This window comes from Providencia sp. PROV189 (genome assembly GCF_028480065.1).
Lineage (GTDB): Bacteria > Pseudomonadota > Gammaproteobacteria > Enterobacterales > Enterobacteriaceae > Providencia > Providencia stuartii.
Genome location: NZ_JAMPOG010000035.1, coordinates 1 through 20892, shown reverse-complemented (window position 1 = coordinate 20892; position 20892 = coordinate 1). Strand labels below are relative to the sequence as shown.

Here is a 20892-nt window from a genome sequence, read left to right as displayed (position 1 = left end):
CAAGTGTTTTTTTGAAAAAAAAATGACAACCGACTACTTTTTAAACTTTACGCCGGTTTTTACAGCAAAATCGCCTTTTTATGCCTATCAAAAGTAAAAAGGCGATCTGATGATCGCCTTTCTATTTACTAATTGAAATGTTGAGTTTTACTGTTTAGCCACTATCTCATCATTTTCAACATCCAGAACGACTGGTTTACCTGGAATTAATTTGCCTGACAATATTTCTTGTGCCAGTGGGTTTTCAATCTCTTGTTGGATTGCTCGTTTCAATGGACGAGCACCAAAGATTGGGTCAAACCCTGCTTCTCCAATTTTCTCCAGCGCAGCGGGTGTTGCACTCACTTCATAACCATGCTCTTCAAGGCGTTTATATAGACGACCAAGCTGAATGTTCGCGATATTAGTAATGTGCTCTTTACCTAATGGATGGAACACAACGACTTCATCGATACGGTTAATAAACTCAGGTCTGAAACTATGAGAAACCACTTCCATGACCATATCTTTCATTTCTGAATAGCCTATTGTACCAAAACGCTCTTGGATCAAATCAGAACCTAGGTTCGACGTCATGATAATCACCGTATTACGGAAATCGACAGTACGACCTTGCCCATCTGTTAAACGCCCATCGTCCAACACTTGCAATAAAATGTTAAAGACATCTGGATGCGCTTTTTCAACTTCATCCAATAAGATCACAGAATAAGGGCGACGACGGACAGCTTCTGTTAGATAGCCCCCTTCTTCATAACCAACATAGCCTGGAGGAGCCCCCACTAAGCGGGAAACGGCATGTTTCTCCATAAATTCTGACATGTCGATACGCACCATCGCATCATCACTATCAAACATAAAGTTTGCCAGCGCTTTACATAACTCAGTCTTACCGACCCCTGTTGGCCCTAGGAACATAAATGAGCCAATTGGGCGATTAGGATCTGATAGACCCGCGCGGCTACGGCGGATTGCATTTGAAACAGCAACAACCGCTTCATCTTGACCAATTACGCGTTGATGTAATTGCTGCTCCATACGCAGTAATTTTTCTCTTTCGCTTTCCAACATACGAGAAACAGGTATGCCAGTCCAACGAGCAAGAATTTCAGCGATCTCAACATCAGTGACTTTATTTCGCAGAAGCTTCATATTTTTGCCTTCTGCTTTTGTCGCTGCTTCTAGCTGTTTTTCCAACTCAGGAATACGGCCATATTGCAGCTCTGACATTTTAGCCAGATCACCACTACGACGTGCTTTTTCCATTTCGTAGCGTGCATTTTCCAACTCAGCTTTGATATGCTGAGTGCCTGTTAACGAGGCTTTTTCTGCTTTCCACTCTTCCTCTAATGAAGAATATTCACGCTCTTTTTCCGCCAATTCTTCTTCGAGCATATCAAGACGTTTTTTACTCGCATCATCAGACTCTTTTTTCAGAGCTTGTTGCTCTAATTTCAGTTGAATAATACGGCGCTCTAAACGGTCAAGGGATTCAGGTTTAGAATCCATTTGCATACGTAAACTTGCACCAGCCTCGTCAATTAAGTCGATAGCTTTATCTGGCAACATACGATCCGTAATGTAGCGATGCGATAATGTCGCCGCCGCTACGATAGCAGGGTCCGTAATTTGCACATGGTGGTGCAGCTCATAACGCTCTTTCAGACCACGTAAAATCGCGATCGTATCTTCGACGCTTGGCTCTGCCACATAAACTTTTTGGAACCGGCGCTCTAAAGCAGGGTCTTTTTCAATATATTGACGATATTCATCCAACGTTGTCGCACCAACGCAATGCAATTCACCACGCGCTAATGCGGGTTTCAACATGTTACCGGCATCCATTGCGCCGTCGGCTTTACCTGCACCTACCATCGTATGCAACTCATCGATAAACAGGATCACATTACCTTCCTGTTTTGCGAGGTCGTTTAGTACGCCTTTTAAACGTTCTTCAAATTCGCCTCGGAACTTCGCCCCTGCAATTAATGCTCCCATATCAAGGGATAAGACACGTTTATTTTTTAGCCCTTCTGGCACTTCCCCATTAACAATACGTTGCGCTAACCCTTCGACGATGGCGGTTTTACCGACACCTGGCTCACCAATCAATACAGGGTTATTTTTTGTACGACGCTGCAAAACCTGAATTGTACGGCGAATCTCTTCATCACGCCCAATAACTGGGTCCAATTTGCCTTGCTCAGCACGCTCAGTCAGGTCAACAGTAAATTTCTTTAACGCTTGGCGCTGGTCTTCAGCACCTTGGTCATTCACTTTTTCTCCACCACGCATCTCGTCTATTGCCTTATTTAAATTTGCTTTATTCACACCGGCCGCTTTGAGCATGTCTGCAAGTGATGTATTAGCTTCTAAAGCAGCGAGAAGAAACAGTTCGGAGGAGATAAATTCATCTCCATTTTTTTGAGCGAGTTGATCACATAAATTTAAATGGCGGATCAAATCACTTGATGGTTGCACATCACCGGCAACCCCTTGCACTTGCGGTAAGCGTGCGAGTGCATCTTCAATTTTTTGTTGCAATTGCCCTGCATTAACACCAATTGTTGTCAACAAAGGACGAACAGAGCCACCTTCTTGATTAAACAGTGCACTTAATAAATGAATAGGTTCTATAAATTGGTTTTCGCGCCCAAGGGCTAATGACTGGGCGTCAGCGAGCGCTTGCTGGAATTTATTAGTTAAACGATCCAGACGCATAACACCTCCACTAAAAATGGGATTAAAATTGCTTCTGGTGAATAAATGAGGTCTATTTTTATTTATTCAAGTTTATAATTAAATTATTTTAGCGATATCAGTTAATTCAGAATAAATCACTAAACACTAGTTATTTACCCATATCAATGAGGCCATGCGCCCCGTTTTACCCTCACGGCGATAGGAGTAAAATCTGTTTTTATCGCTCACAGTACAAAATGTACCGCCGTAAATTGATGAAACACCTGCTGCTTGCAGCTTTTTACGTGCTAATAAATAGATATCTGCTAAATATTTTTCGCCGTGAACCGTAAACCCTGATGCGAGTTCACTCGATTGTTTGACGAATGCTGCTTTCACCTCGGCACCGACCTCGAATTTTTCAGGCCCGATGGCAGGCCCTAACCAAGCCATTATGTCTTTTTTATCACAAGTAAATTGTGCTACCGTATTTTCAAGCACACCATCACACAACCCGCGCCAACCCGCATGAGCCGCCGCGACTTCACGACCATCTTTGCTACAAAAAAGAACAGGCAAACAATCAGCGGTCATGATAGCGCACACCTGCCCTACCTGTTGAGTATAGACAGCATCCGCCTGTTTGTTGTCAATGGCAGCACCAGTTAAGCGCAATACTTTTGTGCCATGGACTTGTTCAAGCCACAACGGTTGTTGTGGCAAGCCAGCCAAGGTCTGTAAGAGATGACGATTTTCACTGACAGCCGAGGGATCATCACCTACATGCCCCCCTAAATTGAGGCTATCAAATGGCGGCAAACTGACCCCACCAATACGTGTGGTGCTACAGCATGATACATTCTTAGGCTTAGGCCAGTCAGGAAAAATCAATGAGCTCATTACCAATCCATATCGTCTTTATGCAGTTGATAGTCTGCCTTTAAGGCTTCAATAAGTTCAACCATATCATCCGGTAGTGGTGCATGCCACTCCATTTGAATCCCTGAAATAGGATGATACAGTCGCAACATCGTTGCATGCAGTGCTTGGCGATCAAATTTACGCATGACTTCAAAAAACTCGTCACTTGCCCCTTTTAATGGACGAGGACGTCCGCCATACAGTGGATCACCAATCAAAGGATGGTTAATGTGGGCCATGTGCACACGAATTTGGTGTGTCCTTCCCGTTTCCAAACGTAAACGCAAGCGAGTATGAGCTCTAAAATGCTCCATCACGCGATAATGTGTTATCGCAGGTTTCCCCATTGGGTGAACAGCCATATGAGTACGTTTTGTCGGATGCCTTGAAATGGGTTCTTCGACCATACCACCCGCAGTCATTCGCCCTACAGCAACTGCTTCATATTCACGGGTGATTTCGCGTAATTGCAATGATTCTACAAGGCGTGTTTGAGCGGGTACGGTTTTCGCAACCACCATTAATCCCGTCGTGTCTTTATCTAGACGGTGGACAATACCAGCTCGTGGTACATCAACAATTTCAGGATAGCGGTGCAATAGTGCATTCAATATAGTGCCATCTGGGTTCCCTGCACCTGGGTGAACAACTAGCCCACGAGGCTTATTAATAACGAGGATATCCTCATCTTCATACACAACATCAAGAGGAATATCTTGCGGCTCCCAACGATTGTCCTCTTCAATCAGTGCATCGACTAAAATTTGTTCGCCACCTAAAACTTTTTCCTTTGGCTTATTGATAACTTTTCCATTAACCTGCACTCTATCGTCTAAAATCCACTCTTTTATACGTGAACGTGAATAATCAGGGAACAATTCCGCTAAAGCCTGATCTAAACGTTGACCGAGCTGTGATTCAGCAACAGTTGCATTAAGTTGTACTTGTTGAGCCATAAATTAATCTACTTTTTTAGTGTTTGTATTTTGACGGCGATGCCGTTTTATTTAAAATGTATGTTATTGTAACTCGAATTTTGCCGGGAGCCTTACGGATAGTCTCCCTCGAAACACTCAGAGGATAACCAACACGTGATGATACGTATCAAATATCTGGTGGCTGCTGCCACGTTGAGCCTGGTACTCACCGGATGCTCCAGCAATAATGAAGTCAGCCCTGATAGTACTCCGGCTGAAATGTACAGTATTGGCCAGCAAAAGTTGCAGGACGGCAACTATAAAGCGGCCATCAAGCAATTAGAAGCGTTAGATAACCGCTATCCATTTGGCCCTTACGCCCAACAGGTACAATTAGACCTGATTTATGCTTATTATAAATCAGCCGAGCTACCAATGGCGATAGCTGCGATTGACCGTTTTATGCGTTTAAACCCAACTCATCCAAATATCGACTATGTCCTTTATATGCGTGGGCTAACGGCAATGGCACTTGATGACAGCTTGTTACAAGGTTTCTTCGGCGTAGACCGTTCAGATAGAGACCCACAACATGCACGCGTCGCATTCAAAGACTTCAGCCAATTAGTGCGTTACTATCCTAACAGCCTCTATGCTAATGACGCCAGTAAGCGTCTTGTTTATTTAAAAGATCGTTTAGCAAGGTTTGACCTCTCTGTTGTTGAATACTACAACAAACGTGGCGCTTATGTCGCGGTTGTCAATCGAGTACAACAAATGCTAAGGGACTACCCAGATACTGAAGCTACCCGTAATGCATTAAAATACATGGAAATAGCTTATAAGCAGATGGGGTTAGATGAAGAAGCGAATAAAGTTGCTAACCTTATTGCAGCCAATCCAAATTAACAGAAAAATCAACATTGAAAACGGCAGCTTAGGCTGCTGTTTTTGTTTATCACATTAAAGTGAAACTGAGCATATAAAATAATCAAAGACAAAATCGGAAGGCAACTTTAATTGACGATAAATAATCTTTTTTAGGCCACTATTTTATTGTTTACTCTTTATCTGAATTTTAGCCCAAATAAAGTACCGACTATTTACCGTATTGATAGTCAACTTTTTCAGTTTCGCTCAAGAAACTCAACTTGGCAATCTCTTTCCCTCTCTTTTTTATCCTGAATCACAGTTCGGTTCGCGAAGGATTATCCTGTTCATTAAGCGTGATCTATATCAATTTTTTTAGATAAATAGTCAGTATTCTGAATACATCAAAGACGGAAACAATGAGAGGTAACTATATGATAGTGAACATAACTAGCAAACAAATGGATATTACCCCTGCTATCCGAGATCACATTGAGAGCCGTCTGACTAAACTCGACAAATGGCAAGTCGCTTTGATTAATACTCACGTTGTATTATCAAAAGAACCACAAGGTTTTATGGTTGATGCCAACATCAAAACTGCTACAGGAAAACTCGTTGCAAGCGCCAAACATGAAGATATGTATGTCGCCATCAATGAATTAATTAATAAACTCGAAAGACAACTGAACAAAGTGCAACATAAAGGAGAATCAAGAAGAGCCAGTAATAGTGTAAAAGAAGCTAACCTTGTTACGTTATAATTTTATATTGTCTACAAACTTATCTTGAAACCTTATCAACGCGCCTATCTTGGGCGCGTTTTTAATTTCCCCAATATCTTTTTTGTTGACATCTGCCCGTGTATCGGGTCTATTTAAGAAATGGTCAATAATAGGTAAATAATGATGCACATGAATTTTGTTTTCTTTTCTTTCTTTAGCCACTCCTACTAAGGGGCTTTTGTCGTTCGAGAAAGAAAAGATGACAAGATTTGAAAGCCCCCTGCTAGGGGGCTTTTTTTATTTACTGATATTTTATGGGGAAGGTAGGATGGACAACAGTACTAATTTACTGAAGATACGTGAAAAAATCAGCCAATTAGACAGTGAACTTCTCGGCCTACTGGCTAAGAGACGCGGGTATGCCGTTGAAGTAGCTCAAACAAAATTAGAAGATAACCGTCCAATTCGAGACAAAGAGCGTGAACGCCAATTACTGGATGTTTTGATCAATAAAGCCAAGCCATTAGGGTTAGATGGTTTTTATGTCACACGACTGTTTCAAATGATCATTGAAGATTCCGTTCTTACTCAACAAGCCATCTTACAGCAACATTTAAACTTAACACCAAATGACTCCGCGCGTTTTGCCTTCCTAGGCCCTAAAGGCTCCTATTCACATATTGCTGCTCGCCAATACTCTGCCCGACATTTTGACCAATTAGTTGAATGTAGCTGCCATAAATTCCAAGATATCTTCTCACTCGTTGAAAGTGGTCAAGCCGACTATGGTATCCTACCTATTGAAAATACCAGCTCAGGCGCCATTAACGATGTTTATGACCTATTACAGAACACCACCCTTTCAATCGTAGGTGAAATTCGACTACCAATAAACCATTGCTTGCTCACAACCGCAGGGGCTGATCTTAGCAAAATAGAGACGGTTTACAGCCATCCACAACCATTCCAACAATGTAGCCAATATTTAGCCCAATTCCCGCATTGGAAAATTGAATATTGTGATAGCACATCAACCGCAATGCAGAATGTTGCTCAACAAAACTCGCCAAATGTTGCGGCACTAGGAAGTGAAGCAGGCGGCGCGCTATATGGCTTGCAAGTGCTAGAACATAATCTTGCCAACCAACAAATTAACATGACACGCTTTATCGTTGTTGCTCAGCAAGCGATTGAGGTCACTGAGCAAGTTCCTGCAAAAACCACATTACTCATTACAACTGGTCAACAGGCCGGTGCTCTTGTTGATGCTCTAATCATCTTAAAAAATAATAAGATCATCATGAGTAAACTGGAATCACGCCCTATTAATGGTAAGCCTTGGGAAGAGATGTTCTATGTTGATGTGCATGCCAATTTACGTTCTGAAAATATGCAGCAGGCACTAAAAGAGCTGATTGCAATAACCCGTTCTGTTAAGGTGTTAGGCTGCTATCCTTCTGAAAATATTGTCCCCGTTGAACCAGAAAAAATTACGCCTTAATCTATTTTATCTATGCTGATACGTTAATAGTAAGCCAGTCATTCACATGACTGGCTTCTGACACACACTATTTACTTATTACACTGACCTATTTTCGTGAGTCGCACTTACCTGAAAATAATTAACCAGCTGTTTTAAATGCAATGCTTGCTCATTCAATGACGCTGCCGCCGCGACTGACTCCTCGACTAAACTTGCATTTTGTTGTGTCGTCACATCAAGTTGTCCAACTGCACTGTTTATTTGTAATATTCCAGCGCTCTGCTCGTGGCTAGCTTGACCTATCTCCTGAAGCCGTTGATCCATCTCTTCAACATTTTTGATCATTCCATCAATTTGCTGCTCTACATGTTCAACTAATTCCATACCTTCTTTAGTTCGTGTTAACGAATTTTCAATTAACAGACGAATATCATTTGCCGAGTTAGCACTTTTTTGGGCAAGTAACCTAACTTCACCTGCAACCACTGCAAAACCACGACCATGTTCCCCTGCCCGTGCGGCTTCAACAGATGCATTCAATGCAAGAATATTCGTTTGGAATGCAATAGAATCAATTAGATTAATAATTTCTGTCATTTGGTTAGAAGATGAATGAATAGCACGTATTTTGTTGGTTACCTCATTCATCATGCGGCCATTATTGGCTACAACAACCGCAGTGTCTGCGGCCAATTGTGTCGCTTGGTGAGTATGCTCTGCCGTATTTTGTACTGTCGATGTGATTTGTTCCATAGAACTCGCAGTCTCTTCCACAGAGGTTGCTTGCTCTTCGGTTCTTGCCGCTAGATGTTGATTTCCTGCAACAATTTGCCCCGCAGCGGCTGAAATACTTTCAGAGCCATTTTGTACTTCTTGTACAATTTCTAATAAACGCTTTTTCATTTCGACTAGCGCTCGCAATAGCACCCCAGTTTCATCTTGATTTTTTATTTCAACATGTTGTGTTAAATCCCCTTCCGCAATCGCTTGAGCAAAGCCAACGGCGGCTCCCAGAGGCCGTGTAATCGACAGGGTAATAAACCATCCCATAATACAAGCTATAACAATGCTGATAATCGCGAGGGTTATTAATAAATATTTATTAAAATGGTAATCACCATCGACAATAACGCCCGCGGCTTGCATTCTGTGATTTTGCACTTCAATAAATTGTTGTACTTTCTCGCGGTATTCACGCTGTATTGCCGATGTTTTGTTCATCATTTCATCGATAGCAGCGCTTCGATTATTGTTATTGAGAAATTCACTCAACCTAGCTTGTGACTGAAGGAATCGTTCACGAACATCATAGATCTCCGCAAGAACAGCAATAGACTGTGGATCCTTGGCATTTTCATCAAGCTCTTTGAGTAGTCGAACAACATTCGAGCTGATTTTCTTTAGTTCATTTCTGCGTCTTTCACTATCTCTATCATCCAATAAAATGAGTTCCTGTATCCCTATATAAGAATAAAAATTATCCATTAGCTGATTAGCATTAACAGTCATTGGATAATCTTTATAGATAATGTCTTGAATACCATTATTTGCCTTGTTTAAGCTAATTAAGGACAGCGCCGAGCTTAAGAGCAGAAGAAAAATAAAGAACGCAAACGCAATAAAAAGTTTTACACCAATTTTTATATCTTTCAGAGACATAGATTCCTCACCGAACTGGTCGTCATTTTATGACAGTTAATATCGGTAGATTATCGACTAACTTTATTAGTTAAATTGTTTAATTTATAAATATTCATTTTATAAATAGATATTAACAGACAAAATCAGAATAAATCGCTGAGCGACTCTAAGAATGGAATATTTTACATCATTAAAAATGGCAATAACTAAAACAAATTATAGATAGTAAAGCAGAAAGCGTACGAGCTTGAAGAGGGAATATTTTGATTTTGGTAATAAAAAAATAGCTCCTAAAATTAAATTAGAAGCTATTTTATACATTACTTACGATTGTCGTTTGCTCTTTGCAACAAGGATTGGCTTTCTTTCATAAAGTGATGTGCATCCTCACCAAACCAATCACTAACTTCATTAAATTGTCGTATAAATTCAGCCTTATCTTTACGTTCGAGCGTCTCAATCGATTGCCCTAATAACTGATAGTAACGGCGAATTAATTCAATATTTTCATCTGACGACATGATGATATCAGCATACAACTGTGGGTCTTGAGCAAATAAGCGCCCAACCATTGCAAGTTCCAACCGGTATATTGGCGATGAAAGATCGAGCAATTGCTGCAAATCAACATGTTCTTTCGCTAAGTTTTGCCCATAGGTGAAAGTAGTAAAGTGGCGCAATGCTTGAATAAAACTCATATTACGATCATGCTCACTCGCAGTGATCTTTTTCAAGCGAGCTCCCCAAACTTGTAATTGCTCAAGGAACCATTGATATGACTCAGCCCCTCTACCATCACAAAAAGCAAACACTTGTTTCGCAACGCTACCAACATCAGGACCAAACATAGGGTGTAAGCCAAGCACTGGCCCCTCATGAACAGCCAGCATTGCTTCCAAAGGTTGATGTTTTATTGACGCAATATCGATCAATACGGTTTCTTGGTTCAATTTCGGTAATTGCTTGATCACGCGCACCGTCAAATGTATCGGAACACTAATAATAACGACGCTAGCCCCTTTAACAATTGATTCTGCTTGTGCCCAATCATGTTCACCTAAAATTTTAACTTGGTAACCTGATAACGTTAGTAAGCGATTAAATAACCGCCCCATTTTACCATCACCACCAACAATCACTATTGGACCCGCATCAGGCTTTAATGTTTTAAACCCTTTATCATTTTCACGGGCATAGGATTCACGCATAATGCGCCGAAGAATATCTTCTATTAGGTCTGGGGGGATCCCCATGCGTTCGGCTTCCTGACGGCGGGCGGCCAACATACTCGCCTCCCGCTCAGGTACATAAATAGGTAAACCATGTTGGCTTTTGACTTCACCAACTTCAGCCACAAGTTGTAAGCGCTTAGCCAACAAATCTAATAACGATTTATCAACCTCATCAATTTGTTCTCTAAGATGAGATAATTCTACAGACATACCTATACCTTGTATCAGCTCGCAATTTCAAATTTTTCTGCGCGCCCTTCAAGCACAGGTAACAATGCTTGATGTAGCTTACGCAATACCGTTTCCGTTGTTTCCCAGTTAATGCAGGCATCCGTCACTGATACACCATATTTCATCTCACTACGCGGTTGCTCAGAACTTTGATTGCCTTCATGTAAATGGCTTTCCAACATAATACCGGTTATTGATTGATTCCCATTAGAAATTTGTTCAATAATTGAATCAACAACGAGTGGCTGACGACGGAAATCTTTATTAGAGTTACCGTGACTACAATCGACCATCAATGAAGGTTCTAGCCCTGCCTTTCTCATTTCAATTTCACAAGCCGCGATATCTTCAGGGCTGTAATTTGGCGTTTTACCACCGCGTAAAATAATGTGCCCATTTTCATTACCGTTGGTATGCAATAAGCTCACTTGCCCTGACTGATTAATCCCCATAAAACGGTGTGGCATAGAAGCGGCTTTCATCGCATTGATGGCTGTAGACAAGCTGCCATCCGTACCATTTTTGAACCCTACAGGCATCGATAGCCCTGATGCCATTTCACGGTGTGTTTGCGATTCTGTGGTTCTTGCACCAATTGCAGACCAGCTAAAAAGGTCACCTAAGTATTGTGGGTTATTAGGATCTAACGCTTCAGTGGCTAATGGCAGCCCCATATTGACAAGGTTGGTCAAAAGATCACGCGCAATATGTAGGCCTTTTTCCATATCAAACGAACCATCCATAAGAGGGTCGCTTATTAATCCTTTCCAACCCACTGTTGTACGAGGTTTTTCAAAATAGACACGCATCACAATATATAAACTATCACTCAGTTCAGCAGCAAGCTTCTGTAAACGTTGCCCGTATTCAATCGCCGCATCGACATCATGAATAGAACAAGGACCACATACCACGAGTAAGCGCGGGTCACGCTGATGGATAATATCAGCAATTGTTTGACGCGAAGCCGCGATGGCATGCAGATTGTTGTGACTCAGTGGAAACTTCTGTTTCAGTGCTTCAGGTGTAATCAGTACCTGTTCATCACGAATATTCACATTATTGAGTACATCTTTTTGCATGATCATTTTTATTACCTGCTTAACTTATTGTTTATATATTGTGTTTGAGTGCTTGGTTATTAACATACCATGTGACGTAAAGAATACAATCCATTAATGTAAAATATTTCCATATACGTAAATAAAAAATTACACAAACACAACATATTGATAAATAATAGATTTTAATAAAACAAACTATTGAATATCGCTTATTTATTATACAAAACCACTCTTTTAGTAAAGTTATGTTTACAAAAACAGGTAAAGCACGTAATTTAACTTAAGAGGATAATATATTAACGATTAGGTCGATAAGAAGGGAAATAAGTGACAGAGAAAGATCTAACTTCAGAAAATGATTAACAGTGAACTTATCTAAATCAATAAGGTAACAAATAGAAAGGCCCGCATAAGCGGGCCTTATCGTAACTTTCGGATGTAGCGAAAGCGTATTACTTGGCGTTCAGACGCTCTTTGATACGAGCAGCCTTACCAGAACGCTCACGCAGGTAGTACAGTTTAGCTCTACGTACGGCACCACGACGTTTAACAGCGATGCTATCTACGACAGGAGAGTGAGTTTGGAATACACGCTCAACACCTTCGCCGTTAGAAATTTTACGAACAGTGAATGCAGAGTGCAGACCGCGATTACGAATAGCAATAACCACGCCCTCAAATGCCTGCAGACGTTTCTTAGAGCCTTCTACGACCCATACCTTAACTTCCACAGTATCACCCTGACGGAATGAAGGTACGTCCTGCTTCATCTGCTCTTGTTCAAGTTGTTTAATAATGTTGCTCATAATAATTCTCTTACCCTAGGTAAACTGATATATGTTAGACAATTAATTTAATTGTCTGGATTCACTTGTTGCTCAGAACGATATTCATTTTGGAATTCGTTCAGCAACATCCTTTGCTCGTCAGTCAGAGCTAGGCTTTCCAGAAGCTCAGGTCTTCTCAGCCAGGTACGGCCAAGTGATTGCTTCATGCGCCAGCTATCTATCTTTGCATGATTCCCTGACAATAAAACATCAGGAACGTGCATGCCGTCTAAAACTTCAGGGCGGGTATAGTGAGGACAATCCAACAAGCCGTCTGCAAAAGAGTCTTCCTGAGCAGACGCCTCATGACCAAGTACCCCCGGAATGAACCGAGAAACTGAGTCTATCAACACCATCGCGGGGAGCTCCCCACCACTTAGAACGTAATCACCGATTGACCATTCTTCATCAACTTCGGTTTGTATGATCCGTTCATCAATGCCTTCATATCGACCACAAACAAGAATAAGTTTCTCATTCGTTGCCAATTCGCAAACCCCAGCTTGACTAAGTTTGCGCCCCTGAGGTGATAAATAGATGACTTTCGCACCCTCACCTGCCTCAGTTCTTGCTGTATTGATAGCATCCCTTAATGGCTGCACCATCATCAGCATGCCCGGACCACCGCCATAGGGGCGATCATCGACTGTTTTGTGTTTATCGTGAGTAAAATCTCGCGGGTTCCAACACTCCACAGACAGCAGGCCATTTTTCACTGCCCGACCAGTTACCCCGTACTCGGTTATTGCGCGGAACATTTCGGGAAACAGGCTAATTACACCAATCCACATTATTTAGTCCCACTCATAAAAACCGTTCAACCGGAGATTTAAAAACCAGGATCCCAATCAACTTCAATCAGTTTAGATTTGAGATCGACTTTCTTGATAACCTGCCCATCAAGAAACGGAACCAGCCGCTCCTTGATGCCAAACGCATCTTTTAGATTTGCCTTAATCACAATGACATCATTAGACCCGGTTTCCATCATATCGGTGATGGTACCTAGGTTATACCCTTGCAACGTCACCACTTGGCAGCCCATAAGGTCTTTCCAGTAGTATTCGTTATTATCTAACTCAGGAAGTTGCGCTGAATCCACAACAATCTCAAAATTAGTTAACAGCGTTGCTGCATCGCGGTCATCAACCCCTTTGAGTTTCAGAATGATATCTTTGTTATGGTGTTTCCAATCTTCCAGTTCGATGTGTTGCCACTGACCAGAACGTTGAATAAACCAAGGCTGATAATCAAAAATACTTTCAGCATGTTCGGTGGACGAAAAAACTTTGAGCCAACCACGAATTCCATACGCAGCGCCTAATTTACCCAACACAATTGGGTTAGTAGGAGTCGCTAGATTTGCTTGCTTGCTCATAGTTACCACCGTGACAGATTAAGCTGCTTTTTTAGCTTGTTTGACCAGTTGTGCAACACGGTCAGAAATAGTTGCGCCCAGACCAACCCAGTGCTCAACACGATCCAAGTCTAAACGCAGTTCTTCTGCTTGACCTGAAGCGATTGGGTTGAAGAAACCGATACGCTCGATGAAACGACCGTCACGCGCATTGCGGCTATCGGTTACAACGATTTGGTAGAACGGACGCTTTTTTGCGCCGCCACGAGATAAACGAATTGTTACCATAACATCCTCATTAGTTAATAAAACAACCAGACTCCATCGAGGGATAGAGTCCGGTTGTCATATAAAAAGCCCGAAAATTTTACTCACTTTGACGCAAAAATCAATCAAAAGTGCATATTCTTTCTAGCTTCATTACTTAACGCCCCGGAAAACCCGGTGGCATCATTCCTTTCATACCACGCATCATTTTAGCAAGACCGCCTTTTTTCATCTTCTTCATCATGCGTTGCATATCATCAAATTGTTTCAAAAGGCGGTTGACATCTTGAACCGTCGTACCCGACCCCGCTGCAATACGGCGTTTACGGGAGCCCTTGATAATTTCTGGTTTTTCGCGCTCTTTGCGTGTCATTGAGTTGATGATAGCTTCCATACGGATAGTAATTTTATCATCCATTTGTGACTTCACCGCATCAGGCACTTGAGACATACCGGGTATTTTACTCATCATACTCGCCATGCCACCCATATTACGCATCTGCTTTAATTGACTTAAAAAGTCGTTTAAATCAAAACCGTCACCCGTTTTCAGTTTCTTAGCTAATTTTTCAGCTTGGTCACGGTCAACTTTATGTTCAATCTCTTCGATCAGAGATAACACGTCACCCATGCCTAAAATACGGGAAGCCACACGCTCAGGATGGAAAGGCTCCAACGCATCGGTTTTTTCACCAACCCCTAAGAACTTAATTGGCTTACCGGTGATAGCACGAATAGAGAGAGCCGCACCGCCACGAGCATCACCGTCAACTTTGGTCAGAACAACCCCAGTAAGAGGCAGTGCTTCGTTAAACGCTTTTGCTGTATTTGCCGCATCCTGCCCCGTCATCGCATCGACAACAAATAGGGTTTCTACAGGCTTGATAATGCGATGGACTTCTTGGATTTCCTCCATCATCGCCTCATCAACGTGCAGGCGCCCAGCTGTATCCACAAGTAATACATCATAGAATTGCAATTGAGCATGTTTTAAAGCTTTTTGCACAATCGCCGCAGGCTTCTCTTTAACATCGGAAGGGAAGAAATCAATTCCAACTGTTTCAGCCAATGTTTCTAACTGCTTGATCGCCGCTGGACGATACACGTCAGCAGAGACCACTAAAACTTTTTTCTTTTGTTTTTCTTTTAATAGCTTACCTAGTTTTGCAACGCTGGTTGTTTTACCCGCACCTTGCAAACCTGCCATCAACACCACAGCTGGTGGTTGTGCAGAAAGGTTGAGCTGATGGTTCTCTTCCCCCATCGCTCGCGTAAGCTCATTTTGAACAATTTTGATGAACTCTTGGCCTGGCGTTAAGCTTTTATTGACATCTTGGCCAACAGCACTCTCTTTTACCTTTTGAATAAATTCACGGACAACGGGGAGCGCAACGTCTGCTTCCAGCAGAGCCATGCGAACTTCACGCAATGTATCTTTAATATTATCGTCAGTCAGACGACCACGCCCGCTGATGTTGCGCAAAGTGCGCGATAGTCTGTCAGTTAAATTATCAAACATATGTCTTAGCTCAATTCTGTTTATGGGCCTACTGTCAAAGCTAGATTTGGTTATGAATACTGCAAAATACAAGTATTGAGTGGCTCATTTCGGCAAATTTGCTTATCGGTCTTTTCAAAGCAAAATAACCACTGACAGCCACAACTGAAACCAACGCCGAAAATTTTCGTCACAGTGTATCATACCTGACGTATATTCGCTGCACCCTGTTGGAGGTTGTTTTTACAGGCCAGATACCCAAATTATCCTCATTTTTAAATGAACATGGCCTGTAAAAAGGACTCTTAAATGCGATTAACGATTAAGAAGAGGCTTATTAACAGTGCTAATGGTTGGAGCCTACAGTTGCACGCGTTATACTAGCTAACATTATCCACTAAAAATGAATAACGACACTATACTATGCCCGTATTTGCAGTCATAGCAGTTTGTACATATCTGTTCAGCATATCGCTGATCGTTCCCGGCCAGGTTCGTAAACAACCTGTCTATCGCCGGTTAGCCCTCTTATTAGCTGTTGTTGCACTGATTACCCATGCAATCACGCTAAAGTTGCTTATTTTTCGTGGAGCAGAAGGACAAAACCTCACATTGCTGAATTTAGGTTCCGCAGTTAGCCTATTAATGTGCATCATCATGACGGTGGTCGCCTACAAAGGCAAAGCGTGGTATTTGACACCTATTGTCTATAGTTTTGCCATTATTAATTTAATCCTCTCAGCCGTGATGCCAGGTGAATTTATCACCCATCTAGAAGGCAGCGTCCCGCTATTTATTCACATTGGCTTGGCCTTGCTTAGCTATGCAACCCTTTTAATTGCCGCCTTGTATGCATTCCAAGTCGCGCTTATTGACTATCAACTTAAAAATAAAACGTTCAAATTCAGAGCTGATATGCCACCAATGATGGTCATTGAGCGTAAAATGTTTCATATCACCCAAGTTGGTGTCATTCTGCTAACCTTAACTTTATGTACGGGCTTTATTTATATGGATAATATCTTTGATAAAGAGAATATTCATAAGTCTGTGTTATCAGTTGTCGCTTGGTTCGTCTATATCATTTTATTATGGGGTCATTTTCATGGAGGTTGGCGCGGAAAAAGAGTCCTATTTTTCCATGTAGCAGGCGCCTTTATCCTAACAATGGCTTTTTTCGGCAACCGGCTGATGCAACAAATTATGGTATCTTATCCATAAGATGGATAAAATAATCTTATCTATACTGCATAAGGAACCTAGTTTTGGATCACGTATCTACTGGTACGCTCATCATCATATTAATCGTTTTAATTATTATGTCAGCATACTTTTCAGCCTCAGAAACAGGTATGATGACGCTGAACCGTTATCGCTTAAAGCACCTCGCCAAACAAGGCAACCGTTCTGCAAAACGAGTTGAAAAATTACTCAGACACCCTGATAAACTGATTAGTTTGATCCTAATTGGTAATAACCTGATTAATATCGTAGCTTCGTCACTCGCGACTATTGTGGGGATGCGTTTATACGGTAACGCAGGGGTGGCAATTGCAACAGGTATTTTAACCTTCATCATCTTAGTCTTCGCTGAAGTTTTGCCTAAAACGATCGCGGCGCTATACCCAGAAAAAGTCGCTTTTCCAAGTAGCTATATTTTAAAACCTCTACAAAAAATTATGCTGCCTGTCGTTTGGGCGTTCAATAAAATTACACTGATGTTTATGTACATTTGTGGAATAAAACCCCCTGTTATACGTAGCGATGCTGTAAGTAAAGATGAGTTAAGAACTATCGTTAATGAGTCGAAAGCAAAGCTCAGTCGACGTAATCAAGACATGTTGCTATCTATCTTAGATCTTGAAAAAGTGACTGTCGGCGACATTATGCTGCCAAGAAATGAGATAGTAGGCATTGATGTTAATGATGATTGGAAATCCATTGTACGCCAATTAACTCACTCACCTCATGGGCGTATTGTACTGTATCGTGATTCACTGGATGATGCGATTGGGATCTTACGAGTACGCGAAGCCTATCGCATGATGATGGAAAAACGCGAGTTCAATAAACAAAATCTGATCAAAGCCGCCGATAATATCTATTTTATTCCAAATAGTACGCTGTTAAGTACTCAGCTAATTAATTTTCAGCATAACAAAGAGAAAATAGGCATCATTGTCGATGAGTATGGTGAGATCCAAGGTCTGATTACTGTTGAAGACATCTTAGAAGAGATCGTCGGTGACTTTACAACCTCCATGTCACCATCATTGGCTGAAGAAGTTCTACCTCAAAGCGACGGGAGTGTACTCGTTGATGGTACAGCGAATATTCGAGACCTTAACAAAGCCCTTGATTGGCACCTGCCTATCGATGGCCCAAGAACTGTGAATGGTATGGTGTTGGAAGCTATTGGGGATATACCTGAATTACAAGAGAAAATTGTTATTTCACACTACTTAGTTGAAGTATTAGAAATCAGTGACAATATTATCAAACAGGTAAAAATTACGCCTTTAAACACAAAGTCGGCGGTATCTTCCTCTTAGTAAGCACAAATAAAAACTGCACCTGTATCGAATATCAGGTGCAGTTTATCCAGAAGCTATTTATCTAAACGTGTAGTTCTGTCAACTTCTCAGCTGGTAAAGCTAGCTCATCATTTTTGTTAACACGGATTTCTGACGCTAAGACATTGCGTGCAATTTGTTGAGCTTCTTCCAGTGAATGCATTTTATAAGTGCCACACTGGTAAATATTCAGTTCAGGGATCTTCGCTTGATCTTGGACTTTCAGTACATCCTGCATTGCACTTTTCCATGCATTCGCTACGCGTTGTTCATCAGGCTCTCCAATCAAGCTCATATAAAAGCCTGTACGGCATCCCATTGGCGAGATATCAATGATCTCAACACCATCACCGTTGAGGTGATCACGCATAAAACCTGCAAATAGGTGTTCTAGTGTATGAGTACCTTTCTCTGACATCGCCTCTTTGTTAGGAACCGTGAAACGCAGGTCGAAAACTGTAATCGTATCTCCACTTGGAGTTTGCATGGTTTTCGCCACACGGACGGCAGGTGCAGCCATACGCGTATGATCTACAGTAAAACTGTCTAATAACGGCATTTCTTGACCTCCTGAAAAAATTATTTTTATTTTCAAAAAATAAATGAAACTATTTTGGAATCGCCGAGTCTTAATAAATGAAAGACGCGCAAATTTGTTATCATCCCTAATTCTCTAAGAGATTTTATATTTGGCCACTTAACGTGGCCATTTTCTTTTTAACGCCCTGCATGCTTGTGCAGATACTCTTCAAAGCTTTCGGTTTGCTCTTTCTCTAGCATAGCTTGTTTTTCAATGGAAGCTAATCGAGCTTCTTCAAACTGTGCCTCAGTGATCACCTCGTAAGGTTCACTCACCAATTGCTGATAATATTTTTCTGCCAATGCTAAGCCATAGCCACCAATGCCTTGCTCAATCATTTTATCCATCACTAAAGCAGAATATGTCAGTGTTGGATCTTCAAACATCGCAACAAATTGGTGACAAACATCACGATACTTAGCATCACAGCAAGTATCAAGGACTTCAGCTACACGGATCAGATCGTTAAATAACTGCTGCCCGACTTCGACGAGTGGCTTCATTTCACTGCCACAACCAATACCGATGACTTGCCCAGGCTTACGCCCTTCGAGGATCACTCGGTTCCAGTTTTTACGGCTACAATCCAATTCCTGAGCGTTCATTTCAGGTGCATCAGCTAACACACACCAAATTAAAAACAGGTCGAGGAAACGAGTTTGTGTTTCATCAACACCAATCGCACTGAATGGGTTAATATCTAACGCTCTTACCTCAATATATTCGATGCCACCGCGTAGCAACGCATCTGACGGCGATTCATCACCTTTAGGCACACGTTTAGGGCGTATAGGGGCATACAATTCGTTTTCAATTTGCAACACATTAGTGTTCAATTGAATGTATTTGCCCTCTTTTTTAACACCTAGTGCAGCAAACTCCTCAGATGGTTTGTAAATGGCTTTTTTCAAGCCCGCGACATAACTATCTAAGTCATTAAATGTAATGTTTAAATCGCTCTGAGATTTATTTGTATAGCCCAAATCACTCATTCTCAGTGACGTCGCATATGGCAAGTAATAAGTACCACCAGCGGTCTTTTCAAATGTGAGTTTGGTATCCCTATCTTTGAGGAACGACCCGCAAATTGCAGGAGAAGCGCCAAATAAATAAGGAATAACCCAACCAAAGCGATAATAGTTCCTGATCAGACGTAGATAGCCATCCGAGATTTGTGCTTTGCCACTTTCAGCGTCTTTAACACCCGCCCACGCTTGCCAAAACTCAATTGGCAAGGAGAAGTTGTAATGAACGCCAGCAATGGTCTGCATTAATGCACCATAACGGTTTTTCAGCCCTTCGCGATATAAATTCTTGAAGCGGCCAACATTAGATGAGCCATATTGTGCCAGCGTGATTTTATCCTCGTTTTCGATAAAACAAGGCATGCTTAACGGCCACATCCTTTCATTATGCATCTGACGCGCCGTATAGCGATGTAAATCCCTAAGAAAAGCCAAACTATGCCCAATACTTTTATCAACAGGTGTGATGAATTCAAGTAAAGGCTCAGCAAAATCTGTCGTGATCCATTTATGTGTTAATGCTTTCCCCAACTCTTCCGGATGCAAAGTTTCAGCAATAGAACCTTCCGGAGTAACACGTAATGTTTCACGTTCAATACCACGTTGAATACCATTTAGTGCTTCTGGGTGCGCCTCTAACCATGAGAGCGCTTTAGATACGTCCGGGATCAAATCGACCTCCCGCCAGTGATGTCATTTTATTTTAGTAAGGTGCTTACTTTAGCGTAAATGGAGGAAATTGTCGCTGTTTAGATGTGTGGTTTATATAAAGCGAATCATTGAAACAGTATTAAATAAACAATAAAGCCAATAATAGGGCTAAAAAAATTTCTCTTTTGAGGGGCTTCTGATTATGGTACATCTGAAAAGATTCGAGCCTATGACCGCTCGGTTCGTAGCCGAGTACTCTATCCAACTGAGCGACGGATACAAATGCTTTTACTGCTGAACGGTGTGTTCAACACTTCACAATACTGTTTATCGAGGGGGGGTATTTGG

The 20892-nt window shown here is 41.6% G+C and carries 18 protein-coding genes and 1 other annotated feature; of the genes, 5 read left to right on the top strand and 13 right to left on the bottom strand.

Going from position 1 to position 20892, the window contains the following annotated elements; all coding sequences use genetic code 11:
* Positions 1 to 147 precede the first annotated feature (147 nt).
* The 3 genes from clpB to rluD all read right to left on the bottom strand — a co-directional run bounded on the left by clpB (position 148) and on the right by rluD (position 4559).
* Positions 148 to 2721, bottom strand: a complete 2574-nt coding sequence (gene clpB / locus PR833_RS17145; protein WP_004924878.1) for an ATP-dependent chaperone ClpB — start codon at positions 2719 to 2721, stop codon at positions 148 to 150.
* A gap of 126 nt (positions 2722 to 2847) precedes the next feature.
* Positions 2848 to 3582, bottom strand: coding sequence for a purine nucleoside phosphorylase YfiH (gene yfiH / locus PR833_RS17140; protein WP_060560611.1), 735 nt, complete (start codon positions 3580 to 3582; stop codon positions 2848 to 2850).
* Positions 3582 to 4559, bottom strand: a complete 978-nt coding sequence (gene rluD / locus PR833_RS17135) for a 23S rRNA pseudouridine(1911/1915/1917) synthase RluD (protein WP_040132891.1) — start codon at positions 4557 to 4559, stop codon at positions 3582 to 3584. Before rluD ends, yfiH begins: the two co-directional genes overlap by 1 nt.
* A 138-nt stretch (positions 4560 to 4697) precedes the next feature.
* Here rluD and bamD point away from each other — a divergent pair, with 138 nt between their 5' ends.
* The 3 genes from bamD (at position 4698) to pheA (ending at position 7616) form a co-directional block, all read left to right on the top strand.
* Entirely contained in the window at positions 4698 to 5429 is a 732-nt protein-coding gene (gene bamD, locus PR833_RS17130; RefSeq protein WP_004924881.1) for an outer membrane protein assembly factor BamD, read from the top strand.
* 395 nt (positions 5430 to 5824) lie between these two features.
* Complete coding sequence (raiA, locus tag PR833_RS17125) at positions 5825 to 6154, top strand: ribosome-associated translation inhibitor RaiA (protein WP_014656650.1); 330 nt, start codon at positions 5825 to 5827, stop codon at positions 6152 to 6154.
* A 140-nt stretch (positions 6155 to 6294) separates the two neighbouring features.
* Positions 6295 to 6416 (top strand) — a sequence feature (Phe leader region).
* 27 nt (positions 6417 to 6443) lie between these two features.
* On the top strand, positions 6444 to 7616 hold the full coding sequence (pheA, locus tag PR833_RS17120; protein ID WP_036941497.1) for a bifunctional chorismate mutase/prephenate dehydratase: 1173 nt from the start codon (positions 6444 to 6446) through the stop codon (positions 7614 to 7616).
* A 78-nt stretch (positions 7617 to 7694) separates the two neighbouring features.
* On the opposite strand, the gene PR833_RS17115 is transcribed toward pheA, so the two are convergent.
* The 8 genes from PR833_RS17115 to ffh form a co-directional block, all read right to left on the bottom strand.
* Positions 7695 to 9257, bottom strand: a complete 1563-nt coding sequence (locus tag PR833_RS17115; RefSeq protein ID WP_272526370.1) for a methyl-accepting chemotaxis protein — start codon at positions 9255 to 9257, stop codon at positions 7695 to 7697.
* Positions 9258 to 9559: 302 nt separating this feature from the next.
* Entirely contained in the window at positions 9560 to 10681 is a 1122-nt protein-coding gene (gene tyrA, locus PR833_RS17110; RefSeq protein WP_004924884.1) for a bifunctional chorismate mutase/prephenate dehydrogenase, read from the bottom strand.
* Positions 10682 to 10695: 14 nt separating this feature from the next.
* Positions 10696 to 11790, bottom strand: coding sequence for a 3-deoxy-7-phosphoheptulonate synthase (locus tag PR833_RS17105; protein ID WP_004924894.1), 1095 nt, complete (start codon positions 11788 to 11790; stop codon positions 10696 to 10698).
* A gap of 428 nt (positions 11791 to 12218) precedes the next feature.
* Entirely contained in the window at positions 12219 to 12572 is a 354-nt protein-coding gene (rplS, locus tag PR833_RS17100) for a 50S ribosomal protein L19 (RefSeq protein ID WP_004914006.1), read from the bottom strand.
* A 47-nt stretch (positions 12573 to 12619) separates the two neighbouring features.
* The gene (trmD, locus tag PR833_RS17095; RefSeq protein ID WP_004924885.1) at positions 12620 to 13384 is read right to left on the bottom strand and encodes a tRNA (guanosine(37)-N1)-methyltransferase TrmD; all 765 of its coding nucleotides are present in this window, start codon (positions 13382 to 13384) and stop codon (positions 12620 to 12622) included.
* Positions 13385 to 13422: 38 nt separating this feature from the next.
* The gene (gene rimM, locus PR833_RS17090; RefSeq protein WP_004924886.1) at positions 13423 to 13971 is read right to left on the bottom strand and encodes a ribosome maturation factor RimM; all 549 of its coding nucleotides are present in this window, start codon (positions 13969 to 13971) and stop codon (positions 13423 to 13425) included.
* A gap of 18 nt (positions 13972 to 13989) precedes the next feature.
* Entirely contained in the window at positions 13990 to 14238 is a 249-nt protein-coding gene (rpsP, locus tag PR833_RS17085) for a 30S ribosomal protein S16 (protein WP_004924887.1), read from the bottom strand.
* 136 nt (positions 14239 to 14374) lie between these two features.
* Positions 14375 to 15736, bottom strand: coding sequence for a signal recognition particle protein (gene ffh, locus PR833_RS17080; protein ID WP_004924888.1), 1362 nt, complete (start codon positions 15734 to 15736; stop codon positions 14375 to 14377).
* Positions 15737 to 16138: 402 nt separating this feature from the next.
* Between ffh and PR833_RS17075 the strand changes: the two genes are divergently transcribed.
* Entirely contained in the window at positions 16139 to 16936 is a 798-nt protein-coding gene (locus PR833_RS17075) for a cytochrome C assembly family protein (protein WP_004924889.1), read from the top strand.
* Positions 16937 to 16980: 44 nt separating this feature from the next.
* Positions 16981 to 18267 carry a CNNM domain-containing protein gene (locus tag PR833_RS17070; RefSeq protein ID WP_014656654.1) on the top strand — a complete coding sequence of 429 codons (1287 nt, stop codon included), beginning with the start codon at positions 16981 to 16983 and terminating at the stop codon, positions 18265 to 18267.
* 64 nt (positions 18268 to 18331) lie between these two features.
* Here the strand turns inward: PR833_RS17070 and luxS are convergent, their stop codons facing one another.
* Entirely contained in the window at positions 18332 to 18847 is a 516-nt protein-coding gene (gene luxS, locus PR833_RS17065) for an S-ribosylhomocysteine lyase (protein ID WP_014656655.1), read from the bottom strand.
* Positions 18848 to 19005: 158 nt separating this feature from the next.
* Positions 19006 to 20565: a glutamate--cysteine ligase gene (gene gshA / locus PR833_RS17060; RefSeq protein ID WP_040132889.1), complete on the bottom strand. Its 1560-nt coding sequence runs from the start codon at positions 20563 to 20565 to the stop codon at positions 19006 to 19008.
* Positions 20566 to 20892: the final 327 nt, after the last annotated feature.